Consider the following 21,747-nt stretch of genomic DNA (forward strand, 5'->3'; position numbering starts at 1 on the left):
CGATCCCGCGGCTGGAGGCCCGCGATGCGGCAGACGACGACCGCCCCCGCGTCCCTGTCGCCTGCCCGAGGAGCCCCCGTCCCCATGAGGACCGTCACGATCGGCGTGCTCGCGCACGTCGACGCCGGCAAGACCACCCTGACTGAGCGCCTGCTGCTGCGCGCGGGCGCGATCGACCACGCCGGCAGTGTCGACGCCGGCGACACCCAGACCGACACGCTCGAGCTCGAGCGTCGTCGCGGGATCACGATCCGCTCGGCCGTCGCGACGCTGCGCATCGGCGACCTCACCGTGAACCTCGTCGACACGCCGGGGCACGCGGACTTCGTCGCCGAGGTCGCGCGCGCCGTGACGGTGCTCGACGACGAGCCGTCCCTCCCGCTCGTCGAAGGGCTCCTCGAGGGCCGAGGCGCGCTCGTGCGTGACCTCCTCCTGCGTCAGGGCCGCTACGGCTGGCCCGTCACGGACGCCCGCGTGACGCTCACCCACGTCCGGTACGGCACGGGCGCCACGGCGGGCGCGTTCCGCGACCTGGCGACCGTCGTCCTCGCGGACGCGCTCCGCGCCGCCGGGACCCGCGTCTGCGAGCCCGTCGTCCGGTTCGAGGCCGAGACGCCCGACGACGGCGTCCCGGCCGTGGTCTCCGCCCTCGCCCGCGCGGGGGCGACGCTCGAGAGCGGCCCGGACGTGCGTCCGCGGCCCGGCGCCGCGGCCGTGGTGTGCGGACGCGTCGCGGCGTCGGCCGTGCCCGACCTCGAGCGGGCGCTCCCCGGTCTGACGCGGGGCGAAGGGGTCCTCGTCACGGAGCCCGCCGGGTTCGCGCGGGTCCGCGCCGCGCCGCCTCGTCGCCGGCGCGGCGAGCCGGACCTCTGGGCGCGCGCGGTGCGGCTGCGGCGGCTCTGGTGAACCGGACCGGGCGGCTCAGGTCAGGCGGACCGGGTCGACGATGTCCGCGTAGATGAGCAGCACGCCCATGACCGTGAGCAGCCCGAACATGGCGTACGCCACGGGCATCATGCGGGCGGTGTCCGCGGGGCCCGGCCGCGGCAGCCGCCGCACGCGGGCGACCGTGCGCTTCGCGCCCTCGTACAGCGCGCCGACGACGTGGCCGCCGTCGAGCGGGACGAGCGGGATGAGGTTGAACACGAACAGCGCGACGTTGAGGCTCGCGAGCAGCAGGAGCATCGCCTGCACCCGGGCGACCACCGACGCCTGGTCCGCGCCCGCGACATCGACCGCGACCCTGCCGACGCCCACGACGCTCATCACGGAGTCGGCGTCGCGCGGCTCGTCACCGAACGTGGCGCGGGCGACGTCGACGACCTTGACGGGGAGCTGGGCGACCAGCCCGACGGTCTGCGTGGTGATGTCCCAGGTCTGGCTCGCGGCCGTCGCGGGCGACTGGTGGTCGCGCGAGAACGTCGGCTCGATCCCCACGTAGGGCACGGTCGTCGTCGTCACGGTCCCGTCGTCGGCCGTCGACTGCGTCTGCCGCTCGGCGGGCGTCACGTCGAGCGTGACGTCGTGCCCGTCGCGGTCGACGACGAGCGTCGTCGCGTCCGTACCACCGTGCGCGATGGCGTCGGCCAGCTCGTCCCAGCTGCTGACGGCGGTCCCGCCGTAGCTGACGACCGTGTCCCCGGCCTGGAGCCCCGCAGCAGACGACGGTGCCGCCGGGTCGCCCGCCCGACACACGCCGTCGGACGCGGTCGGCACGCACGCGGGGACGGTACCCACCGTCGTCGTGGGCGTCTGCACCCCGATGGCCGTGAGGGCGATCAGGGTCAGGACGAACGCGATGACGAGGTTCATGACGGGGCCGCCGAGCATGACCACGACCTTCTTGGGCGCGGACAGCCGGTAGAACGCCCGGAACTCCTGACCCGGCAGGATCTCCTCGGCCGACGCCTCGCGGGCCGCGGAGGTCATCTCCCCGAACCAGCCCTTGCGCGGGCGGTGACCCTCCGGGGCCGGCGCGTACATCCCGACGAGCCGCACGTAGCCGCCCGCGGGGATCGCCTTGAACCCGTACTCGGTCTCGCCGCGGGTCCGCGACCACAGGGTCGGCCCGAAGCCGATCATGTACTGGCTCACGCGCACCCCGAACAGCTTGGCCGGGACCATGTGGCCCAGCTCGTGCAGCGCGATGGACACGATGATGCCCACCACCACGACGAGCACCGCGATCACGACGGCCATGCGCTTCGAGCCTCCAGGGGGTCGGACGGGACGCCCAGCATGCATGGTGCACCTGGGTGAGCGCTGAAGCCGTCCTGGGGACGGACGGCCGGTGTCACAAGTGTCGGGCACGCGGTGTCTTGTGGCCGACCCTGCGAGCAGAAGGAGACATCGTGACCGACAAGACCCAGGTCGTCGTCCTCGGCGGCGGCTACGCCGGCGTCATGGCCGCCGACCGGCTGACCCAGCGCGACGACCTCGCCGTGACCCTCGTCAACCCGCGCGGGACGTTCGTCGAGCGCATCCGGCTGCACCAGCTCGTCGCCGGCACCGACGACGCCGTGGTCGAGTACCGCGACGTCCTCGCCGAGGACGTCCGGCTCGCCGTCGACTCCGCGGCCCGGATCGACGTGACTGGACGCCGGGTGGAGCTCGCGTCGGGCGGCGCCCTCGCCTACGACTATCTCGTCTACGCGGTCGGCAGCGGGAGCGCCGAGCCGGACCTGCCCGGGGCGGCGGAGCGCGCCTACCCGATCGCCGGCCTGGAGCAGGCGGAGCGGCTCCGGGCGGCCCTGGACGGCTTCGCGGGCTCGGCGCGCGTCACCGTGATCGGGGCGGGCCCGAGCGGGATCGAGACCGCCGCCGAGCTGGCCGAGGCGGGCCGGGCCGTGACCCTCGTCTGCGGCAGCGTCCTCGGCCCCTACCTGCACGCCCGCGGACGACGCGCGGTCGCCAGGCGCCTGGCACGGCTCGGGGTAGAAGTGCTCGCGGGACCCGGGGCGACCGCGACGGCCGTGACGCGCGACGCGGTGCTCCTCGCCGACGGGCGCGAGCTGGCGAGCGACGTGACCGTCCGGACCGTGGGGTTCAGCGTCCCGGACCTGGCCCGGCGCAGCGGTCTCAGCACCGACGACGCGGGCCGCGTGCTCACGGACGAGACCCTGACGAGTGTCGACGACCCGCGGATCGTCGCGGCCGGCGACGCGGCCGCCCCCTCCGGCGTGCCGTTCCGGATGTCCTGCCAGGCCGCAGGCCCGTTGGGCTGCCACGCGGCCGACACCGTGCTCCACCGGGTCGCGGGCACCGAGCCGGAGCCCGTCGCGCTCGGGTTCTTCGGCCAGTGCCTCAGCCTCGGCCGACGAGCCGGCGTCTTCCAGGTGTCCCACCGGGACGACGCCGCGACGGCGTGGTACGTCGGGGGCCCGGCCGGTGGGCGGCTCAAGGAGTACATCTGCGCGTCGATCGTCAAGCAGCTGCGCGACGAGGCCCGCCGGCCCGGTTCGCACCGCTGGGCGGGCGACCGCACGCGGACCGAGCGGCTGCGTGCGCGCCGAGACGACGTCGCGGCCGCGTCCGGACAGGCACGCTAGAGGCATGGGACACCCCACGACCGACCCGGCGACCGCGTCGTTCCTCGCCCACCGCAACCTGCTGTTCACGGTGGCGTACGAGATGCTCGGGTCCGCGGCCGACGCCGAGGACGTCCTGCAGGAGACCTGGCTGCGGTGGGTGGACGTCGACCTGGCGGCGGTGCGCGACCCGCGCGCCTATCTCGTCCGGATCACGACCCGGCAGTCGCTCAACCGCCTGCGCACCGTCCGGCGCCGCCGGGAGGCGTACGTCGGCTCGTGGCTGCCCGAGCCGCTGCTCACGGCGCCCGACGTGGCCGACGACGCCGAGCTCGCCGAGAGCGTGTCGATCGCGCTCATGCTCGTGCTCGAGACCCTGGCGCCTACCGAGCGGGTCGTCTTCGTGCTGCGGGAGGTCTTCGACGTCGGCTACGACGAGATCGCTGCCGCCGTCGACAAGAGCCCGGCCGCGGTGCGGCAGATCGCGCACCGCGCTCGCGGCCACGTGGACGCCCGCCGACCCCGGGTCCCCGTCGCGCCGGGCGAGACGCGCGCCGTCGTGGACGCGCTGCGGCGCGCGATCGAGGGCGGCGACCTGCAGGGCCTGCTCGACCTGCTCGCGCCCGACATCGTCCTCATGGCGGACGGCGGGGGCTCAAGCAGGCGGCACCTCGCCCGATCGTCGGCGCCGACAAGGTGGCCCGCTTCGCGATCGGGCAGCTCCGCAGGAACAGTGCGTTCACCGCCGTCACCACCCAGGTCAACGGCAGCCCCGCTCTGGCGGTCAGCCTCGGCGGCGAGCTCGACGGCGTCCTGGCCTTCCGGGTCGAGGACGCGCGGGTGACGAGCATGTACTACGTCCGCAACCCCGAGAAGCTGACGCGCGTCGGGACGGAGGTCGCGCTCGTCCGGCAGTGAGGGGGCGCGTCAGCGCCGCGCGAGGACCGCGCGCGCCTCGTCACGAGCCCACGCGTCGGCGTGCAGCACGCCCTCGACGCTCGACGCGTCGAGGTCCGCGCCCACGTGAGCGTCGACCACCCGTGCGATCGTGTCGACGATGTCGAGGAACCCGATCGCGCCGTCGTGGAACGCGTCGACGCACACCTCGTTGGCAGCGTTGTAGACGGCGGGCGCGACGCCGCCCTCGGTGCCCACCCGCCGGGCGAGCGCGACGGCGGGGAACCGTTGCTCGTCGAGGGGCGCGAACTCCCACGTCGCCGCCTGCGTCCAGTCGACCGGCACGTCGACGTCGGCGAGCCGGTCGGGCCACGACAGCCCCAGGGCGATCGGCACGAGCATGCGCGGCGGCCCGGCCTGGGCGATCGTCGAGCCGTCGTGGAACTCGACCATCGAGTGGATCATCTGCTGCGGGTGCACGACGACCTCGATGCGGTCGAACGGGACGTCGAAGAGCAGGTGCGCCTCGATCACCTCGAGGCCCTTGTTGACGAGCGTCGCGGAGTTCGTCGTGACGACGCGACCCATCGCGAAGTTCGGGTGTCTGAGCGCCTCCGCAGGCGTCGCCCGCTTCATCTCGTCGCGCGAGCGCCGCAGGAACGGCCCGCCCGACGCGGTGAGGACGAGGCGGCGTACCTCCCCGGCGCGCCCGAGCGCAGCGACTGCGCGATCGCGGAGTGCTCCGAGTCGACGGGCACGACCTGGTCCGGCCGTCTGACGGCACCCGTCACGAGCCGCCCGCCGATGACGAGGGACTCCTTGTTCGCGAGCGCGAGGGTCGAGCCGACGCCGAGCGCGGCCAGCGTGGGGCGCAGCCCGACCGCGCCGGTGATCCCGTTGAGGACGACGTCGCTCCCCCGCCCCGCGACCTCGGCCGCGGCGCCCGGGCCGTCGAGCACCTCGACCGACCCCAGCGCGGCGCGGACGACGCGCGCGGCCTCCGGGTCCGCGACCGCGACGGCGCGGACGCCGAGCGCCCGCGCCTGGTCGATCACGAGCGCCGGGTCGGCGCCGCCCGCGCTGATCGCCTCGACCACGAACCGCTCGGGGTTGCGCCCGATCACGTCGACGGCCTGGGTGCCGATCGACCCGGTCGAGCCGAGGAGGGTCACGGTGCGTGCACGGGTGCTGACGGCCATACCCGACATCCTCCCAGGCTCCGGCGCACCCGCCGACGGTGACGGTCAACGTCACCGTCGGCGAACGCAGCGTCACCCTCGGCGGGCGGGCTCAGCGCGGAGCGGTCCACTCGAGCGTGTACCGGAAGAACAGCCGACGGCGCAGGCGTGCGCCCGGCAGCACGGAGCGGGCGACCCGCGCGACCTCGTCGAACGTCGCAGTGGCGTCGCGCACGACCATCGTCGGGACCGAGCCGGCGGCCGGACGGTCGCCTGGCGGGACGTCGTCGGGCGTGGTGCGGACGGCACGCGGGTGCTTGATCATCCCCACGAGGGGGTTGGCGACCGCCGAGACGAGATCGACGGCCACGTCACGCCGCGAACCGAGGCGCGCCAGCCCGACCACGAGCAGCCGGCCGCCCGGGGCGAGCAGCTCGCGCACGTGCTCGAGCGCGGGGACGAGGTCGAGATGGTGCAGCACCGCGACCATCGTGACCGCGTCGTAGCCGTCGAGCCCGTCGGGGACCCGCACGTCGGCGAAGGTCAGCTCGCGGACGCGGACCCGCCCGTCCTCGGCGAACCGGGCCTCCGCCCAGGCGGCGGTCGCCGGGTCCGCGTCGATCCCGTCTGCCCGGTCGAACCGGCCGGCCAGGAGCGCGAGCAGCCCGCCGTGCCCGCACCCGACGTCGAGCGCCGCCCGACGCCGTCGCGGCAGGCGCCGCAGCACCCAGCCGTGGAAGTGGTCGTTGTGGTTCCACGGGTGCCGGGCGTTGACCCCGTCCAGGCCGCGCGCGACCGCACGCACCCACGGCGCCGTCGTCGTGCGGTGGTTCACCGGTGCGCGGTCACTCGACGCCGAGCAGCACCTCGACGGCCCGCGACAGATAGGCGTCGACCGGGCCCTCCGCGTACGCGTCGGCCCCGCGGCGCCGCCGGAACGTCGCCGCGCGGATCTCCGACGCCGTGATCGGGACCTGCCGGTCGAAGTAGTCCACGAGCCGGTCGAGCAGCGCGTCGACGTCGTCCATGTCGTAGCCGGCCTCGCCCCGACCGGCCGGCGCGAACTTCTCGCACGCCGGACGGTTCAGCCGCGGGTACAGCGTGCGCGCGTCCTCGGCGATCCGGTCCATCCAGGCCTGCGGCCCGTGCTGCGCGACGAAGGCGCCACGGTCCCGGACGGAGAACGCCGCCTCGAGCCGGTCGAGCGCCGCGTCGACCTCGTGGGTGTCGTACCCGCCCCGGATCAGCTCGAACGAGACGGCCTGGATGTCCGCGCTCGAGAACGGCCCGGCCTCCCGGCCCTCGTAGACCGCCCTCGCGTAGTCGAAGAAGTCGTCGACCTCGTCGGGGTCGTAGCCGGTGGTGAGCTTCCCCACGGTGCTGAACCTGGACACGTCACTCCTCTTCCGCGGCGAGCTGACCGCACGCGCCGTCGATGTCACTGCCACGGGTGTCCCGGATCGTCGTCGGGATCCCGTGCTCGCGCAATCGTGCCACGAACTCCGCCTCGACCGCGGGGTCGCTCGCGGTCCAGATGGAACCGGGCGTCGGGTTGAGCGGGATCGGGTTGACGTGGACCCAGCCGCGTCCACGCGCGTTGAGCTTGTCGCCGAGCAGGTCGGCGCGCCACGCGTGGTCGTTCATGTCCCGGATGAGCGCGTACTCGATGCTCACGCGTCGGCCGGTCACCTCGAAGTAGTGGCGGGCCGCGTCGAGCGCCTCGTCGACCGACCAGCGGGTGTTGATCGGCACGAGCTCGGAGCGCAGCTCGTCGTCGGGCGCGTGGAGCGACAGCGCGAGCGTGACCGGGATGCCCTCGTCCGCGAGCTTGCGCATCGCGGGGACCAGCCCGACGGTCGACACCGTCACGTTGCGGGCCGACATGCCGAGCCCCTCGGGCTCCTTGGCGACGAGCGTGCGCACTGTCCCCATCACGGCCTTGTAGTTGGCGAGCGGCTCCCCCATGCCCATGAACACGAGGTTGTTGAGGCGCGCCGGGCCGCCCGGGATCTCGCCGTCGGCGAGCGAGCGCGCCGCCGAGCGCACCTGCTCGACGATCTCCGCCGTCGACAGGTTGCGGGTCAGGCCGAGCTGGCCCGTGGCGCAGAACGGGCACGCCATGCCGCAGCCCGCCTGGCTCGACACGCACAACGTGCTGCGGTGCGGGTAGCGCATGAGCACCGACTCGACCTTGGCCCCGTCGAACAGGTGCCACAGCGTCTTCACGGTCGTGCCGCCGTCGGCCTCGAGGACACGGGCCTTCTCGAGCAGCGGCGGGAAGAGCGTCTCGGCGAGCACGTCGCGCGTCGCTGCCGGCAGGTCGGTCATGGCCTGCGGGTCCGACGTCAGGTGCGTGAAGTAGTGCGTCGCGAGCTGCTTGGCCCGGAACGGCTTCTCCCCCAGGTCCACGACCGCCTGCGCGCGCTCGGCGGGCGTGAGGTCCGCGAAGTGGCGCGGCGGCTTGCCCCGGCGGGGGCGGCGAGCTGCAGCGGGGTGCGGCCCGCGGGCGGGGTGACGGTCGGCATGTCGGGTCCAGACGATCGGGGTCGGTCGGCGTGTGGGGGTGGTGGCCGCGGTCAGCCCGGCACGGCGGTCGCGAGGAGCACGTACACGAGCGGGGCCGTGATGAGCAGCGAGTCGAGCCGGTCGAGGATGCCGCCGTGGCCCGGCAGCAGGCGTCCCATGTCCTTCAAGTCTAGGTCGCGCTTGAGGAGCGACTCGGCGAGGTCCCCGAGCGTCGCCGTCAGCGGGGCGAGCACGCCGAGCGCGACGCCCACCCACGGGTCGGCGTCGAGCAGGTGAGCGCCCACCAGGCCGACCGCGATCGCGAGCACGAACGACCCCATCAGGCCCTCGATGCTCTTCTTCGGGCTGACCGTCGGCGCGAGCGGGTGGCGGCCGAACAGGACGCCCGCCACGTAGCCGCCCGTGTCGCTCGCCACGGCCAGGAGGACGAACAGGGCGACCCGGAGCTCGCCTCGCGGCTCGGCCAGCAGGAGCATGACGAACCCGGCCATGAACGGGAGCCAGGCCGTCGCGAACACGCCGGCGGCGGCGTCGCGCACCCCGGCCGCCCCGGACTCGTCGAGCGCGCACCACACGACCACGCCGCCGACCGTGAGCAGGAACGAGACCATGAGGGCCTCGGAGCCCGAGTAGTACGACGAGACCAGGATCCCAGCCGTGCCCACGAGGAGCGGCAGCAGCGGGAGCCGGATGTTCTTGCGTTTGAACGCCTGCGCGAGCTCCCAGACGGCGCCGCCCACCGCGAGGACGGCGAACGCCACGAAGAACTCGGGCCGGAACACGAGCGACGCCGCGACCACCGCGAGCAGCAGCACGCCGACCGCGATCGCGGCCGGCAGGTTCCGGCCCGCCTTCTTGGCCACGGGCGCGTCCGGGGTCGCCGCAGGGACCGGGTCCGCGGCCGCCGGCTCGGTCCCCGTGAACGGGTCGCCGGCGGCCGGCGCGTCCGCCGCCGCGGCGGCCCGCCGGTACGACGGCGTCGGCCGGTCGGACTTCCTACGCTTCGCGGCCGCCATCAGACCTCGAGCAGCTCGTTCTCCTTGCCCGCCAGCAGCGCGTCGATCGCGTCGACGTGCTTCTTGGTGAGCGACTCGAGCTCCTTCTCCGCCCGGGCGACCTCGTCCTCGCCGGCCTCGCCGTCGCGGACGATGCGGTCCAGCTCCTCCTTGGCGCGGCGGCGCACGTTGCGGACCGAGACGCGGGCGTCCTCGGCCTTCGCCTTCGCGAGCTTCACGTAGTCGCGGCGGCGCTCCTCCGTGAGCGCGGGCAGGACCACGCGGATCACGTTGCCGTCGGTCGCCGGGTTCACGCCCAGGTCCGAGTCGCGGATCGCCTTCTCGATCGCGGGCGTCGCCGTCTTGTCGAACGGAGACACGAGGATCGTGCGCGCCTCCGGGGTGTTGAACGACGCGAGCTGCTGCAGCGGTGTCGGCGCGCCGTAGTAGTCGACCGAGATCTTCGCGAACATGCCCGCGCTCGCCCGGCCCGTGCGGATCCCCGCGAAGTCCTCCTTGGCGACCTCGATCGCCTTGTCCATCTTGTCCTCGGCCTCGAGGAGGGTGTCGTCGATCACCGGTGCTCCTTGGTTCGGTCTGTCGCGGTTGTGGTCCGTCGTCCGGCCGTCTCCGACGCCGGGGGAAGCCGTCGGGCCGGTCAGCTCGTCGTGAGCAGCGTGCCGATCTTCTCGCCCACGAGCGCGCGCGTCACGTTGCCGGGCTCGCTCATCCCGAAGACGCGCATCTCGACGTCGTTGTCGCGGCACATGCTCAGCGCGGTCGTGTCCATGACACCGAGCTCCTGCACGAGCGCGTCCGTGTACGTGATGTGGTCGAGCTTCTCGGCCGTCGGGTCCGTCCGCGGGTCCGCGGTGTAGACGCCGTCCACGCCGTTCTTGCCCATGAGGACCTCGTCGCAGTGGGTCTCGAGCGCCCGCTGCACGGCGACCGTGTCCGTCGAGAAGTACGGCATGCCGGCGCCCGCGCCGAAGATCACGACGCGGCCCTTCTCCAGGTGCCGGATCGCCCGCAACGGGATGTAGGGCTCGGCGACCTGCCCCATCGCGATCGCCGTCTGGACGCGCGTCTTGACGCCCTGCTGCTCGAGGAAGTCCTGGAGCGCGAGGCAGTTCATCACGGTGCCCAGCATGCCCATGTAGTCGGCGCGTGCCCGGTCGAGGCCCGACTGCGACAGCTCGGCGCCCCGGAAGAAGTTCCCGCCGCCGACGACGATCGCGACCTGGACGCCGCGAGCCACCGCCGCCGCGACCTGGGCCGCCGTCTCCTGGACGACGTCGACCGCCAGGCCGACCTCGCCGCCCCCGAACACCTCGCCCGAGAGCTTGAGGAGGACGCGCCTCTTGGCGGGGGCCGCCTCGGCCACCGCACCGTCCGTCACGACACCGTCCGTCACGAGCTCACCCGTTCTCTCGTCGTCTGCGCCCGTCCCCGGACGAGCACCCGTCCCACCCTAGCGGCGCCGGAACGCCGCGCTCGCGGCACTGGGCCGCGCCGTGCCGCGACGCCTGGGCGTCGCGCGTCCGCCGGTGCGCACCGGGGCCCGGGCCGCTGCGACAGCGGCGACCCGGGCCCCGGGGTGCACGTACGGATCGTGTGTCGTCGAGCCTCAGCTGCCGACGCGGAACCGGACGAAGCCGAGCAGGTTGCCACCGGTGGCGGCGACGTGCTTGGCGACCGTCGTCTTCGTGTCCTTCGCGAGCGGCTGGTCCACGAGCACGGCGTCCTTGAAGAAGCCGTTCAGGCGGCCCTCGACGATCTTCGGCAGCGCGGCCTCGGGCTTGCCCTCGGCGATCGAGACCTCGCGCGCGATCTCGCGCTCCTTGTCGACGACGTCCGCCGGGACGTCCTCGCGGGACAGGTACCGCGGAGCCAGCGCGGCGATGTGCTGCGCGACGTCCTTGGCGACCGGCTCGGCCGCGTCGTCGGTCGCGACGACCACGCCGATCGACGGCGGGAGGTCCTTCGCGGTGCGGTGCAGGTACGTCGTGACCTTGGGGGCCTCGACCCGCGCCACGCGGTTCAGGACGATCTTCTCGCCGAGGGTCGCGCCCTGGGCGGCGATCGTGTCGGCGACGGTGCCCTCGCCGGCCGGGGCGGCGAGCGCGGACTCCGCGTCGGTGGCACCGGCCGCGGCAGCGGCCTCGAGGACGGCGTCGGCCAGCGCGACGAACTTGTCGTTCTTGACGACGAAGTCGGTCTCGGCGTCCAGCTCGATCAGCGTGGCGACCTGGCCGTCAGCGGTGTCCTCGACCTTGACGGCCACGAGGCCCTCGGTGGTCGCGTTGCCCTCGCGCTTGGCGGCACGCGCCAGGCCCTTCTTGCGGATGATCTCGATCGCCTTGTCGGCGTTGCCGTCGGCCTCGTCGAGCGCCTTCTTGACGTCGAGCATGCCGGCACCGGTGCGCTCACGCAGCGCCTTGATGTCAGCGGCGGTGTAGTTCGCCATGGTCATTCCTTCGGCTGGTGGGGTGCCCGGCACGAGCCGGGCGGTGCGGGTGGCGGGGCGAGCCCGCGCGACGGGGACGTGCCGCGCACCGGTCACCGGTGCGCGGCACGTCCCGCTGCGTCACTTCGCGTCGGCGTCGCCCTCAGCGGCGTCCTCGGCCACGATCGCCTCGGCGTCGGCCTCGGCAGCAGCCTCAGCGGCGACCTCCGCGACGACCTCAGCCTCGGCAGCAGCCTCCACGGCGGTCTCGGCGACGACCTCGGCCTCGGCGGCCTCGACCGCAGCCTCCTCGGCGACGGCCTCGGTCACGGCGGCCGTGACCTCGGCGTCAGCGGCGGCCTCGTCCGTGGCGAGCTGCTTCTCGGCACCGGCGAGGAGCTCGCGCTCCCACTCGGCGAGCGGCTCGGCGTCGGCGTCGGGGCCGGCCTCCGCGTTCGAGCGGCCCGAGTGGCGCTGGAGCAGGCCCTCGGCGACGGCGTCCGCGACCACGCGGGTCAGGAGCGTCACGGCGCGGATCGCGTCGTCGTTGCCCGGGATCGGGTAGTCGACGACGTCGGGGTCGCAGTTGGTGTCGAGGATCGCGACGACCGGGATCCCGAGCTTGCGCGCCTCGTCGACCGCGAGGTGCTCCTTGTTCGTGTCGACGATCCACACGGCCGAGGGAACCTTGGCCATGTCACGGATGCCGCCGAGCGTGCGGGCGAGCTTGTCCTTCTCGCGACGCAGGACCAGGAGCTCCTTCTTGGTGAGGCCCGAGCCGGCGACGTCGTCGAAGTCGATCTCCTCGAGCTCCTTGAGGCGCTGGAGGCGCTTGTGCACCGTGGTGAAGTTGGTGAGCATGCCGCCCAGCCAGCGGTGGTTCACGTACGGCATGCCGACGCGCGCGGCCTGCTCGGCGACGGGCTCCTGCGCCTGCTTCTTGGTGCCGACGAAGAGGATCGAGCCACCGTGGGCGACCGTCTCCTTGACGAACTCGAACGCGCGGTCGATGTAGGACAGCGACTGCTGCAGGTCGACGATGTAGATGCCGTTGCGCTCCGTGAGGATGTGGCGCTTCATCTTCGGGTTCCAACGGCGGGTCTGGTGCCCGAAGTGGACACCGCTCTCGAGGAGCTGGCGCATGGTCACGACGGCCATGGCACGTCCTTTCGTCGTGCGCCGCGAGTCCCTCGCCGTGCGCACGTGGTTGCGCGGCCCGCGTGGCGGGACCGCTGTTCCGGTTGTCGACGCCGGCCGGTCGGCCGTCGTCCCTGGCACCACGCGGCGGGACGCCACCGGGCCCCGTCCGAGGACAGGATCCGGGAGACCGTCGCCCACGCCGCAGCCCCGGCGCGACGAGCGCGGGGAGCGTGAGGTGGTGCGCGATGTCATGCGCAAGGCGCATGCGTCGACAAGTCTACCGGATCGCGGGTGGACGCCCGGCCGCCGGACGGCGCGGTCCGGGCGCCGTCCACCGGGCTCGCGCGACCACCGTCCGTGCACAGGGACGGTACCGTCCGCGCCGGGACCTCGGGCCGGCCGGGCAGGCTGGGCCCATGTCGCTCCTCCGTTCGCTCCCGGCCAGTCGGAGCGCCGCCCGTTCGCCGGCCCGTCGGTCGGCCGCCGCCGTCGCGCTCCTCCTCGTCCTCGTCACGGGCGGGGCGGGCGGCGGAGCGGCGCGGGCCGAGGCACCGGGGGCCGCCCTCGCCTCGGACGCGGGCGCCGCCCCGGCCCCGGTGTCCGACACGCGCTATCGCGTGCCCGTCCCCGGCGCCGTCGTGCGGGCGTTCGACCCGCCGGCCGTGCGCTGGGGTTCGGGACACCGCGGCGTGGACCTCGCGGCGGCCGCGGGCGACGTGGTCCGCGCACCCGCGGCCGGCGTGGTCGCGTTCGCAGGCACGGTCGCCGGCCGGGGTGTGCTCACGCTCCTGCACGACGACGGCCTCCGCAGCTCGTTCGAACCCGTCACCACGGTGCTGCGCGTCGGCGACCGGGTGGCCCAGGGCGATGCCGTCGCCACCGTCGACCAGCCCGGGGGCGGCGGTCACTGCCTGCCCGCGTCCTGCCTGCACTGGGGCGTGCGGCGCGGCGAGACGTACCTCGACCCGATGGCGCTCGTCGCGACGGACCCGATCGTGCTCCTACCGCTGTCCTGAGTCTGCCGATCACGCGCGCGGGAACGCCTGGGTGTACGACGACCGCAGCCGCTCGGCGCTCACGTGCGTGTAGCGCTGCGTCGTCGCGAGGCTCGCGTGCCCGAGGACCTCCTGGACGCTGCGCAGGTCGGAGCCGCCCTCGAGCAGGTGGGTCGCGGCGGTGTGCCGGAGGGCGTGCGGGGCGACGTCCGGCACGCCCGCGCCCTCCGCGAGACGGTGCACGGCCTCGCGCGCGCGCCGCTGGTCCCAGCGGCCCCCGCGGTCGCCGAGCAGGAGCGCGGGACCGCTCGTCGCCGTCGCGAGCGCCGGACGGCCTGCCGCGAGCCACCGCTCCACGGCCCGCGCGGCCGGCACGCCGAACGGCACGACGCGCTCCTTACGTCCCTTGCCGAGGGCCCGCACGGTCCGCGTGGTCAGCTCGAGGTCGTCGACGTCCACCGAGACGAGCTCCCCGACCCGCAGGCCCGTCGCGTACAGGAGCTCGACCGTCACCCAGTCGCGCAGCCGGGCAGGCTCGCCGTCGGCCGCGAGCGCCTGCGCGTGCTCGACGAGCGCGCGTGCCGCGTCGACCGACAGCACCTGCGGCAGGTGCCGGTCGACCTTCGGCGAGCCGAGGCGTGACGCGGGGTCGGTCGTCGTGCGGCCCGTCCGGTGCGTCCACGCGAAGAACGCCCGCGCGGCGGCGCTGCGCCGCGCGAGCGTCGAGCGGGCGTGCCCGGTCGCGGCGAGGTCGGCGAGCCAGGCCCGCAGGAGCGTCAGGTCGACGTCCTGAGGCCCCCGGGCCCCGCGCCTGACGGCGAACGCGGCGAGGCCTGCGACGTCGCCCGCGTAGGCGCGCGCGGTGTGCGTGCTGGCGCCGCGCTCGAGGTCGAGGTGTCGGACGAACGCCTCGATCGTGTCGTCGAACGTGAGCTCCCGGGCGCCCGGCACCGAGGTGTCGGGCGCCCGGTCGTCGCGTGCGTGCGGTGCGGTCACGCCCCCAGCGTCACGAAGACTCTGGCGCGGGGCAAGGCGCCGCGCGGACCTCGAGCGAGCGCGTCCACCGACCGAGCCGGCCGACGTGACCCGCGCCCCGTGCGCTACCGCCTGCCGCTCGGGGCCCGCCGCCACGCACCGCCCTCCTGGACGGCGAACCCCGCGAGCTCGAGCAGGCCGAGCGCGCCGCGCGTCTCGTCGAGCGCGAGCCCGGCGGTGCGCGCGATCGATGCGACGTCGGCCGCCCGCCGCAGGGGCAGGGCGTCGAAGAGCCTCCGGCCGACGCCGTCGAGGTCGTCGGGGACGTCACGGCCGGACGCGGTCCCTCCCCGGGCCCCCGCGCCGGAGCCCTCGTCGGGGAGGCCGTCGCCGGCCGGCAGCGCCAGCTCGGCGACCTCGTCGACGTCCGTCACGCACACGGCGGCGCCGTCGCGCAGCAGCCGGTGGCACCCGGACGACGCCATCGACGTGACGGGCCCGGGTACCGCGCCCACCGGCCGCAGGAGCTCGGCCGCGCGCGCCGCCGTCGACAGCGCCCCGGAGCGCCAGGCCGCCTCGACGACGACCGTCGCCCGCGCCGTGGCGGCGATGAGCCGGTTGCGCAGCAGGAACCGCACGCGGCTGGGCACCGAGCCGGGCGGCACCTCGCTCACGACCGCGCCGCCGGCGTCGAGCACGCCCCGGAGCAGGTCGGCGTTGCCGGCCGGGTAGAGCCGGTCGACCCCGCCCGCGAGGTAGGCGACCGTCGTCCCGCCACCCGCGAGCGCAGCCCGGTGCGCCGCCGCGTCGATCCCGTAGGCGCCGCCGGACACGACCGCGACGCCACGGCCGGCGAGCCCGTGCGCGAGCTCCGCGGCGACGTGCCGCCCGTACTCGGTGCACGCGCGGGCGCCGACGAGCGCGACGGACCTCGTGGACGCTCCCGCGAGGTCCGGCTCGCCGCGCGCCCACAGGCAGTGCGGCGCGAGGACGCCGAGGTCGTCGAGCGCGCGCGGCCACCGCGGGTCGTCGGGCAGGAGGAGCGTGCCTCCGAGCAGCTCGAGGGAACGCAGCTCGCGACGTGGGTCGAGCCCGCGCGTCCGCGGCGCCCAGCGGGACACGGCACGCAGGAGCCGAGCGGGGGCGAGCTCGTCGGGCAGGCCCGGGCGGTCGCCGTGCAGGCGTCGGATGGCTCGCTCCGCGACGTCCGGGCCGGCCGCGGCGTCGAGCAGCCAGGTCAGCGCGGTGGCGGGGCCGAGAGCCCGGACGACGTGGCCCGCGGCCGGGTCGGCGGGCTCGGCCAGCCGGCTCCAGGCGGCCGCGACCGCTCGGGGGTCGGCCGTGTCGACGATGCCGGAGGCGCGCGCGTCAGCCACGGTGCCCCCGCGTCCGCAGGGCCAGGGCCCGTCCGACGTCGGTGCGGCCCGGGGCGTCCCGGCCCGCGAGGTCGGCGAGCGTCCAGGCGAGCCGGAGCACGCGATCGGCGCCGCGCAGGCTGATGCTGCCTCGTTCGAGCGCCCGGTCGACGTCGACGAGGAGCCCACGGTCGGCGCCGAGCCGCTCACGCAGCCACGACCCGGGCACGTCACCGTTGAGCGTCCACGGGGTCCCCCGCAGCCGGTCGGCGGACGCGGCGCGTGCCGCTGCGACCCGGGCGGCGACGGCCGCGCTCGGCTCTCCCCGCTCGTCGCGGTCGACGGCGCTGACGCGCGGCAGCTCGACCTGGACGTCCACGCGGTCGAGCAGCGGGCCGGACAGCCGCGCGAGGTACCGGCGCCGCTCGATCGGGGTGCACGTGCAGTCGAGGCCCTTGCCGACGGCCTTGCCGCACGGGCACGGGTTGGCCGCGAGCACGAGCTGGAACCGCGCCGGGTAGCGCGCGGTGCCCGCGGCCCGGTGGATCACGATCTCGCCGTGCTCGAGCGGCTGGCGCAGCGTCTCGAGGACGCGCGAGCCGAAGTGGGGCACCTCGTCCAGGAAGAGGACGCCGCGATGCGCACGCGAGGCTGCCCCGGGCCGGGGAAGCCCCGACCCGCCACCGACGACCGACGCCGGCGTCGCCGTGTGGTGCGGGTCCTCGAACGGCGGCCGTCGCAGCAGACCGTCCGCGGCGTCGAAGGTCCCGGCGACCGAGTGGATCGCCGTCACCTCGACCGCCGCGGCCTCGTCGAGGTCGGGCAGGATCCCGGGCAGCCGGGACGCGAGCATCGTCTTCCCGGCGCCCGGCGGACCGACCATGAGCAGGTGGTGTCCGCCCGCGGCGGCGACCTCGAGCGCCGCCCGCGCCTCCGTCTGGCCGAGCACGTCCGCGAGGTCGCCAGCGGACGGTCCCCGCGGGCGCTGGGCGGTCGGGCCGTCGTTGGGCGGCTCGGGGAGCTCGTCGAGCTCGGCGCCGTAGTGCGCCGCGAGCTCGGCGAGGTGCCGGACGCCCAGCACGTCGGCCCCCGGGACCAGCCGCGCCTCGTCGGCGTCCTGGGCCGGGACCACGACGCGCCGGTACCCGGCGGCGACCGCGGCGGCGACCGCGGGCAGCACCCCGCGCACCCGGTGGACGCGCCCGTCGAGGCCGAGCTCACCGAGGTGCACGACGTGCTGGGGCCGGACGTGGTCGATGAGCCGAGCGCCCGCGAGCATGGCCACGGCGATCGCGAGGTCGAACCCCGAACCCGTCTTGGGCAGCGAAGCGGGCGAGAGGTTGACCGTGATCTTCTTGTTCGGCCAGTCCAGGCCCGACGACGTCACCGCGGCACGGACCCGGTCGCGCGACTCGCTCAGGGCGGCGTCGGGCAGGCCGACGAGCGTGAACCCGGGCACGGACGCCGCGAGGTGCGCCTGGACCTCGACGACGTGCCCGGTGAGGCCGACGAGCGCGACCGCGCGCGTCGTCCCGAGCCGGCTCACGCGACGTCCTCGAGGTGCTCGATCCGCGCGGCCCCGGCGCGCGGGAGCTGGACGGCGACGACGTCGATCCGCACGGAGCGGTACCGGACCTCCGGGTGCGCCGTCAGCCAGCCCGCCGTGAGCCGGCGCAGCCGCGCGAGCTTCACGGGGGTCACGGCCTCGGCGGGATGCCCGAACCCCAGGCCTCGACGCGTCTTGACCTCGACGACCACGAGCACGTCGCCGTCGAACGCCACCAGGTCGAGCTCGCCGCCCGGTCCGCGCCAGTTGCGGTCCACGACCCGCCAGCCGCGCCCCTCCACGTGGCGTGCCGCCACCTTCTCGCCGTACCGTCCGACCGCGTCCTTCGCCCGCATGGGCCTCACCTCCGCGGGCCACCCTGCCCGGGGAGCGGGCGACGCTGCGGAGGCCGGTACGGCCGGTGTGCACGGGGCCGTCGGCGCGTCGGTTGTGCGTGGGCCACGTGCCGCGGCCCACGGGCGTCAGAGCTGCAGCTCGGCCTTCGCGAGCTCCTCGACGTTGACGTCCTTGAACGTCACGACGCGCACCGACTTCACGAAGCGCGCCGACCGGTACACGTCCCAGACCCAGGCGTCCGCGAGCCGCAGCTCGAAGTAGACCTCGCCCGCCGCCGACCGCACCTGCAGGTCGACGTGGTTCGCCAGGTAGAAGCGTCGCTCGGTCTCCACCACGTACGAGAACAGTCCGACGACGTCCCGGTACTCGCGGTAGAGCGCGAGCTCCATCTCGGTCTCGTAGTTCTCGAGGTCCTCCGCACTCACGCGTCCATCATGGACCATCGACCTGCCCGGACGCGTCGCCGTCCGCGCACGTCGGGCGGGCGGGCCTCATCCGGCGGTGACGCCGGGCCCCGTCACACCGGGCAAATTCCAGCTCGTGCGGTGCAGGATGCTCGGGCCGTGCTCCTCGAGGGCCCGCACGTGCGCGGCGGTCGCGTAGCCCTTGTTCTGGTGCCAGTCGTACGCGGGGTGCTCGCCGGCGAGCTCGCGCATGAGCGCGTCGCGCTCGCACTTCGCCAGGACGCTCGCGGCCGCGACCGACGCGCACTGCACGTCCGCCTTCACGAGCGTGCGGACGCCGAGCGACGGCACCGGGGCCGGGAGCGACGCCGGGTCGAGCGGCCGGTACGCACGGACGCCCGGGACGACGGGGACCGCGGCTCCGTCGTCGGGCGCCGGCCCGAGATCGTCCAGGACGTCGAGCAGGTCCGGCTGCGGGTCGGACAGCCAGTCGTGCGAGCCGTCGAGCAGGACCGCGTCGACCTGGATGCCGGCTGCCGCGACGGTCGCGAGGGCACGGCGCCCCGCGAGCCGCAGCGCGCCGATGATCCCGACGTCGTCGATCTCGGCGCTGCTCGCGTGCCCGACCGCCCACGCGAGCCCCCACCGGCGGACCTTCGGCACCATCTCCTCGCGCAGCGCGGGAGCGAGGAGCTTGGAGTCGGTCAGCCCGCGCGGCGCACGCCGGGTCGTCGCGTCCACCACGACGACACCGACGCTCACCGGCCCGGCGAGCGCGCCGCGACCCACCTCGTCCATGCCCGCGACCGTGCGTGCGCCCGCCTCGAACCACGCCGTCTCGCGCTTGAGGTGGGCGGTGCGCACGCGGGCCGCCGGACGACCGGGGGTCGTCCGGTCGGTCCGGGGTGGCCGGGCCGGTCGAGACGGCATAGTCGTCACGGGTTCGGCACGTCCTTGAAGGTGTCGCCGGGGTTGCGCAGGAGACCCGCGTCGGACAGCGGCCAGACCTTGACGAACGCCGTGCCGACGACGTCGTCCATCGGGACGAACCCGCCGCCCGGCTTGCCCGTGTTGTACCGCGAGTCGCTCGAGTCCTGCCGGTTGTCACCCATCACGAAGAGCGACTTCGCAGGGACGGTGTAGCTGAACGCGTCCTGACTCGGCTCCGAGCCCGGCTTGAGGTACGGCTCGTCGATCGCCACGCCGTTCACCGTGACGGGCTTGCCCGGGCCCGCGCACGCGACCGTGTCGCCCGGGAGCCCGATGACCCGCTTGATGAGGTGGCCCACGGCGTCGTTGGGCCGCAGTCCCACGAACGTCAGCGCGTCGACGACGGCGTTGCCCACCGGCCCGTGGTCGGCCTTCTCCTGCTCGGGGAGCCAGTGGCCGGGGTCCTTGAACACGATGATGTCGCCGCGGTGCACGTCGAGGTGCGACGGCACGAGCCGCGACACCATGACCCGGTCGCCGATCTGGAGCGTGTCCTCCATGGACTCGCTGGGGATGTAGAACGCCTGGACCAGGAACGTCTTGATGAGCCACGACAGGACGAGCGCGGCCACGACGATGATCGCCGTCTCCCGCAGGACCGACGACCGGCGCGGGGCCGGGCGGCTCGCCGCACCACCCTGGTTCGTCGCGGCCCGCCCTCCGTCGTCCGGGCCACCCTGGCCGTCCGTCAGCGGTACGGCGGTCAGGTCGGTGCCCTCGGCGGGCTGGGCGTCGTCGGACGACGTGGGTGCGCTCACGCGCCCACTGTGCCATCTCGACCTGTGACGGACGAAACGCGGCTCGCCCGCCGGACACGCTCGCCCCGGAGACGCACGACGGGCGGCCGTCCGGTGAGGACGACCGCCCGTCGTGGGGTGCTGCGAGAGCCCTTACTTGGAGGGCGTGGTCTCGCGCTTCTCCTTGATCTTGGCCTTCTTGCCGCGGAGCTTGCGCAGGTAGTACAGCTTGGCGCGACGCACGTCACCGCGCGTCAGGACCTCGATGGTGTCGATCTGCGGGGAGTGCACGGGGAACGTGCGCTCCACGCCGACACCGAAGCTGATCTTGCGCACGGTGAAGGTCTCGCGGACGCCCCCGCCCTGGCGGGCGATGACGACGCCCTGGAACGCCTGGACGCGGGAGCGGTTGCCCTCGACGACCTTGACGTTGACCTTGAGGGTGTCGCCGGCGCGGAACTCCGGGACGTCGCTGCGCAGCGAGGCTGCGTCGACGCTGTCGAGCGTGTGCATGTCGGTCTCCTGGCCTGCCACGGGTCAGGTCCGATCTCGTGGCCGTCGGCGGGCGTGCCGCGGACGGTCCGGTGCGGGATGCGGGTGCGGTGCGCGGTGCCCGTGCGTCCCTGCTCCCCCGTGGCAGAGCGGGTGGGACGACTGCGCCGGGCGCGCACCAAGGGTCAATCTTGCCACAGCGGCGCCGACGGCGACCAATCGTGGTCGCCGTCCGCCGCCGGGAGCACCGTCAGGCGGAGGGCTCCCACCCGGCCGCGCGCAGGACGTCGCGGTCGTGCGCGTCGAACGCGTCCACGCCGAGGGCCTCGAGCAGGTCCGGGCGACGCGCGGCTGTCCGCTCGAGCGCGCGGTCCCGTCGCCACCGCGCGATCCGGGCGTGGTGGCCCGACAGCAGCGCCTCGGGCACCTCGAGCCCCTCCCACTCCGGCGGCTTCGTGTACACGGGGTACTCGAGGAGCCCGGCCGCGCCGTGCGACTCCTCGACGAGCGACTCCGGGTTCCCGACGACGCCCGGCAGCAGGCGCCCGACGGCCTCGACCACGACGAGCGCCGCGACCTCTCCCCGTTGAGCACGTAGTCGCCGATCGAGACCTCGCTCACGGCCACGCCGCGCTCGCGGTAGTGCTCGGCGACGCGGGCGTCGATGCCCTCGTAGCGCCCGCACGCGATCACGAGCCGCGCGTCCTGGGCCCACGCCTCGGCCGTGCGCTGCGTGAAGACCTCGCCCGACGGCGTCGGGACGACCAGGCGCACGGGCGCGCCCACGGTGTCGCCCCCGTCACCGGCCGTGTCGTCCGCCGCCTCGCCGAGGACGTCGTCGAGCGCCCGGCCCCAGACGTCGGGCCGCATGACCATGCCTGCGCCCCCGCCGAACGGGGTGTCGTCGACGGTCCGGTGCCGGTCGGTCGTCCAGTCCCGCAGGTCGTGCACGCGCAGGTCGAGCAGCCCGGCGCGGCGGGCCTTCCCGACGAGCGACAGCTCGAGCGGCGCGAGGTAGTCGGGAAAGATCGAGACGACGTCGACGCGCACGTCAGACCCCGCCCTCGGGGGCCGCGCCCGCGTCGGGGAGGTCGACTTCGAGCCGGTCGGCGTCGCGGGCCAGCAGGCCGCCGGGCGGGTCGAGCACGACCCTTCCTCCCGGGACGTCGACCACGGGCACGATCGCG

The 21,747-nt window shown here is 74.8% G+C and carries 22 protein-coding genes and 2 pseudogenes; 4 read left to right on the forward strand and 20 right to left on the reverse strand.

Annotation, left to right across the window (positions count from 1 at the left end; genetic code table 11):
- Positions 1–84 precede the first annotated feature (84 nt).
- Positions 85–906 carry a GTP-binding protein gene (locus QQK45_RS23525; RefSeq protein WP_431310308.1) on the forward strand — a complete coding sequence of 274 codons (822 nt, stop codon included), beginning with the start codon at positions 85–87 and terminating at the stop codon, positions 904–906.
- A 15-nt stretch (positions 907–921) separates the two neighbouring features.
- Here QQK45_RS23525 and QQK45_RS20350 read toward each other — a convergent pair whose 3' ends face one another.
- Positions 922–2,199: a M50 family metallopeptidase gene (locus QQK45_RS20350; RefSeq protein WP_284294751.1), complete on the reverse strand. Its 1,278-nt coding sequence runs from the start codon at positions 2,197–2,199 to the stop codon at positions 922–924.
- 152 nt (positions 2,200–2,351) lie between these two features.
- On the opposite strand from QQK45_RS20350, the gene QQK45_RS20355 reads away from it, so the two are divergent.
- Positions 2,352–3,548, forward strand: coding sequence for an NAD(P)/FAD-dependent oxidoreductase (locus QQK45_RS20355; protein ID WP_284294752.1), 1,197 nt, complete (start codon positions 2,352–2,354; stop codon positions 3,546–3,548).
- 4 nt (positions 3,549–3,552) lie between these two features.
- The gene (locus QQK45_RS20360; protein ID WP_348525310.1) at positions 3,553–4,371 is read left to right on the forward strand and encodes a sigma-70 family RNA polymerase sigma factor; all 819 of its coding nucleotides are present in this window, start codon (positions 3,553–3,555) and stop codon (positions 4,369–4,371) included.
- Positions 4,372–4,454: 83 nt separating this feature from the next.
- Here QQK45_RS20360 and dxr read toward each other — a convergent pair.
- The 9 genes and pseudogenes from dxr to rpsB all read right to left on the reverse strand — a co-directional run bounded on the left by dxr (position 4,455) and on the right by rpsB (position 12,727).
- Positions 4,455–5,623 (reverse strand): annotated as a pseudogene (dxr, locus tag QQK45_RS20365) (1-deoxy-D-xylulose-5-phosphate reductoisomerase).
- A 91-nt stretch (positions 5,624–5,714) separates the two neighbouring features.
- Positions 5,715–6,437 (reverse strand): class I SAM-dependent methyltransferase, encoded by a 723-nt coding sequence (locus QQK45_RS20370; protein WP_284294753.1) that lies wholly within the window; start codon positions 6,435–6,437, stop codon positions 5,715–5,717.
- 10 nt (positions 6,438–6,447) lie between these two features.
- Positions 6,448–6,996: a DivIVA domain-containing protein gene (locus QQK45_RS20375; protein WP_284294755.1), complete on the reverse strand. Its 549-nt coding sequence runs from the start codon at positions 6,994–6,996 to the stop codon at positions 6,448–6,450.
- Position 6,997: 1 nt separating this feature from the next.
- Complete coding sequence (gene rlmN / locus QQK45_RS20380) at positions 6,998–8,143, reverse strand: dual-specificity RNA methyltransferase RlmN (protein ID WP_284295129.1); 1,146 nt, start codon at positions 8,141–8,143, stop codon at positions 6,998–7,000.
- A 35-nt stretch (positions 8,144–8,178) separates the two neighbouring features.
- Positions 8,179–9,144 (reverse strand): phosphatidate cytidylyltransferase, encoded by a 966-nt coding sequence (locus tag QQK45_RS20385; RefSeq protein ID WP_284294756.1) that lies wholly within the window; start codon positions 9,142–9,144, stop codon positions 8,179–8,181.
- Positions 9,144–9,701, reverse strand: coding sequence for a ribosome recycling factor (gene frr / locus QQK45_RS20390; RefSeq protein WP_284294757.1), 558 nt, complete (start codon positions 9,699–9,701; stop codon positions 9,144–9,146). Before frr ends, QQK45_RS20385 begins: the two co-directional genes overlap by 1 nt.
- Positions 9,702–9,781: 80 nt before the next feature.
- Positions 9,782–10,522: a UMP kinase gene (gene pyrH, locus QQK45_RS20395; protein ID WP_284294758.1), complete on the reverse strand. Its 741-nt coding sequence runs from the start codon at positions 10,520–10,522 to the stop codon at positions 9,782–9,784.
- Positions 10,523–10,750: 228 nt separating this feature from the next.
- Complete coding sequence (gene tsf, locus QQK45_RS20400) at positions 10,751–11,590, reverse strand: translation elongation factor Ts (protein ID WP_284294759.1); 840 nt, start codon at positions 11,588–11,590, stop codon at positions 10,751–10,753.
- A 120-nt stretch (positions 11,591–11,710) separates the two neighbouring features.
- A complete protein-coding gene (rpsB, locus tag QQK45_RS20405; protein WP_284294760.1) occupies positions 11,711–12,727 on the reverse strand; it encodes a 30S ribosomal protein S2 in 1,017 nt (338 codons plus the stop codon).
- Positions 12,728–13,125: 398 nt separating this feature from the next.
- Between rpsB and QQK45_RS20410 the strand changes: the two genes are divergently transcribed.
- On the forward strand, positions 13,126–13,725 hold the full coding sequence (locus QQK45_RS20410; RefSeq protein WP_284294761.1) for a murein hydrolase activator EnvC family protein: 600 nt from the start codon (positions 13,126–13,128) through the stop codon (positions 13,723–13,725).
- A gap of 9 nt (positions 13,726–13,734) precedes the next feature.
- On the opposite strand, the gene QQK45_RS20415 is transcribed toward QQK45_RS20410, so the two are convergent.
- From QQK45_RS20415 to QQK45_RS23630, 10 genes and pseudogenes are all read right to left on the reverse strand, one after another.
- The gene (locus QQK45_RS20415) at positions 13,735–14,700 is read right to left on the reverse strand and encodes a tyrosine recombinase XerC (RefSeq protein WP_431310309.1); all 966 of its coding nucleotides are present in this window, start codon (positions 14,698–14,700) and stop codon (positions 13,735–13,737) included.
- A gap of 104 nt (positions 14,701–14,804) precedes the next feature.
- A complete protein-coding gene (gene dprA / locus QQK45_RS20420; RefSeq protein ID WP_284294762.1) occupies positions 14,805–16,055 on the reverse strand; it encodes a DNA-processing protein DprA in 1,251 nt (416 codons plus the stop codon).
- Positions 16,048–17,580, reverse strand: coding sequence for a YifB family Mg chelatase-like AAA ATPase (locus QQK45_RS20425; protein ID WP_284294763.1), 1,533 nt, complete (start codon positions 17,578–17,580; stop codon positions 16,048–16,050). The genes dprA and QQK45_RS20425 overlap by 8 nt, the downstream gene beginning before the upstream one ends.
- On the reverse strand, positions 17,577–17,936 hold the full coding sequence (locus tag QQK45_RS20430; RefSeq protein ID WP_284294764.1) for a YraN family protein: 360 nt from the start codon (positions 17,934–17,936) through the stop codon (positions 17,577–17,579). Before QQK45_RS20430 ends, QQK45_RS20425 begins: the two co-directional genes overlap by 4 nt.
- Before the next feature lie 126 nt (positions 17,937–18,062).
- The gene (locus tag QQK45_RS20435; RefSeq protein ID WP_036951525.1) at positions 18,063–18,362 is read right to left on the reverse strand and encodes a DUF2469 domain-containing protein; all 300 of its coding nucleotides are present in this window, start codon (positions 18,360–18,362) and stop codon (positions 18,063–18,065) included.
- 66 nt (positions 18,363–18,428) lie between these two features.
- Positions 18,429–19,271 carry a ribonuclease HII gene (gene rnhB / locus QQK45_RS20440; RefSeq protein WP_431310353.1) on the reverse strand — a complete coding sequence of 281 codons (843 nt, stop codon included), beginning with the start codon at positions 19,269–19,271 and terminating at the stop codon, positions 18,429–18,431.
- A 5-nt stretch (positions 19,272–19,276) separates the two neighbouring features.
- Complete coding sequence (gene lepB, locus QQK45_RS20445; RefSeq protein WP_284294766.1) at positions 19,277–20,089, reverse strand: signal peptidase I; 813 nt, start codon at positions 20,087–20,089, stop codon at positions 19,277–19,279.
- Between the two features lie 132 nt (positions 20,090–20,221).
- A complete protein-coding gene (gene rplS, locus QQK45_RS20450; protein ID WP_284294767.1) occupies positions 20,222–20,581 on the reverse strand; it encodes a 50S ribosomal protein L19 in 360 nt (119 codons plus the stop codon).
- 229 nt (positions 20,582–20,810) lie between these two features.
- Positions 20,811–21,610, reverse strand: a pseudogene (gene trmD / locus QQK45_RS20455) (tRNA (guanosine(37)-N1)-methyltransferase TrmD).
- A 1-nt stretch (position 21,611) separates the two neighbouring features.
- The gene (locus tag QQK45_RS23630) at positions 21,612–21,740 is read right to left on the reverse strand and encodes a hypothetical protein (protein ID WP_488803266.1); all 129 of its coding nucleotides are present in this window, start codon (positions 21,738–21,740) and stop codon (positions 21,612–21,614) included.
- Positions 21,741–21,747 lie beyond the last annotated feature (7 nt).

Source organism: Luteimicrobium album, from assembly GCF_030161555.1.
Classification (GTDB): domain Bacteria; phylum Actinomycetota; class Actinomycetes; order Actinomycetales; family Cellulomonadaceae; genus Luteimicrobium; species Luteimicrobium album.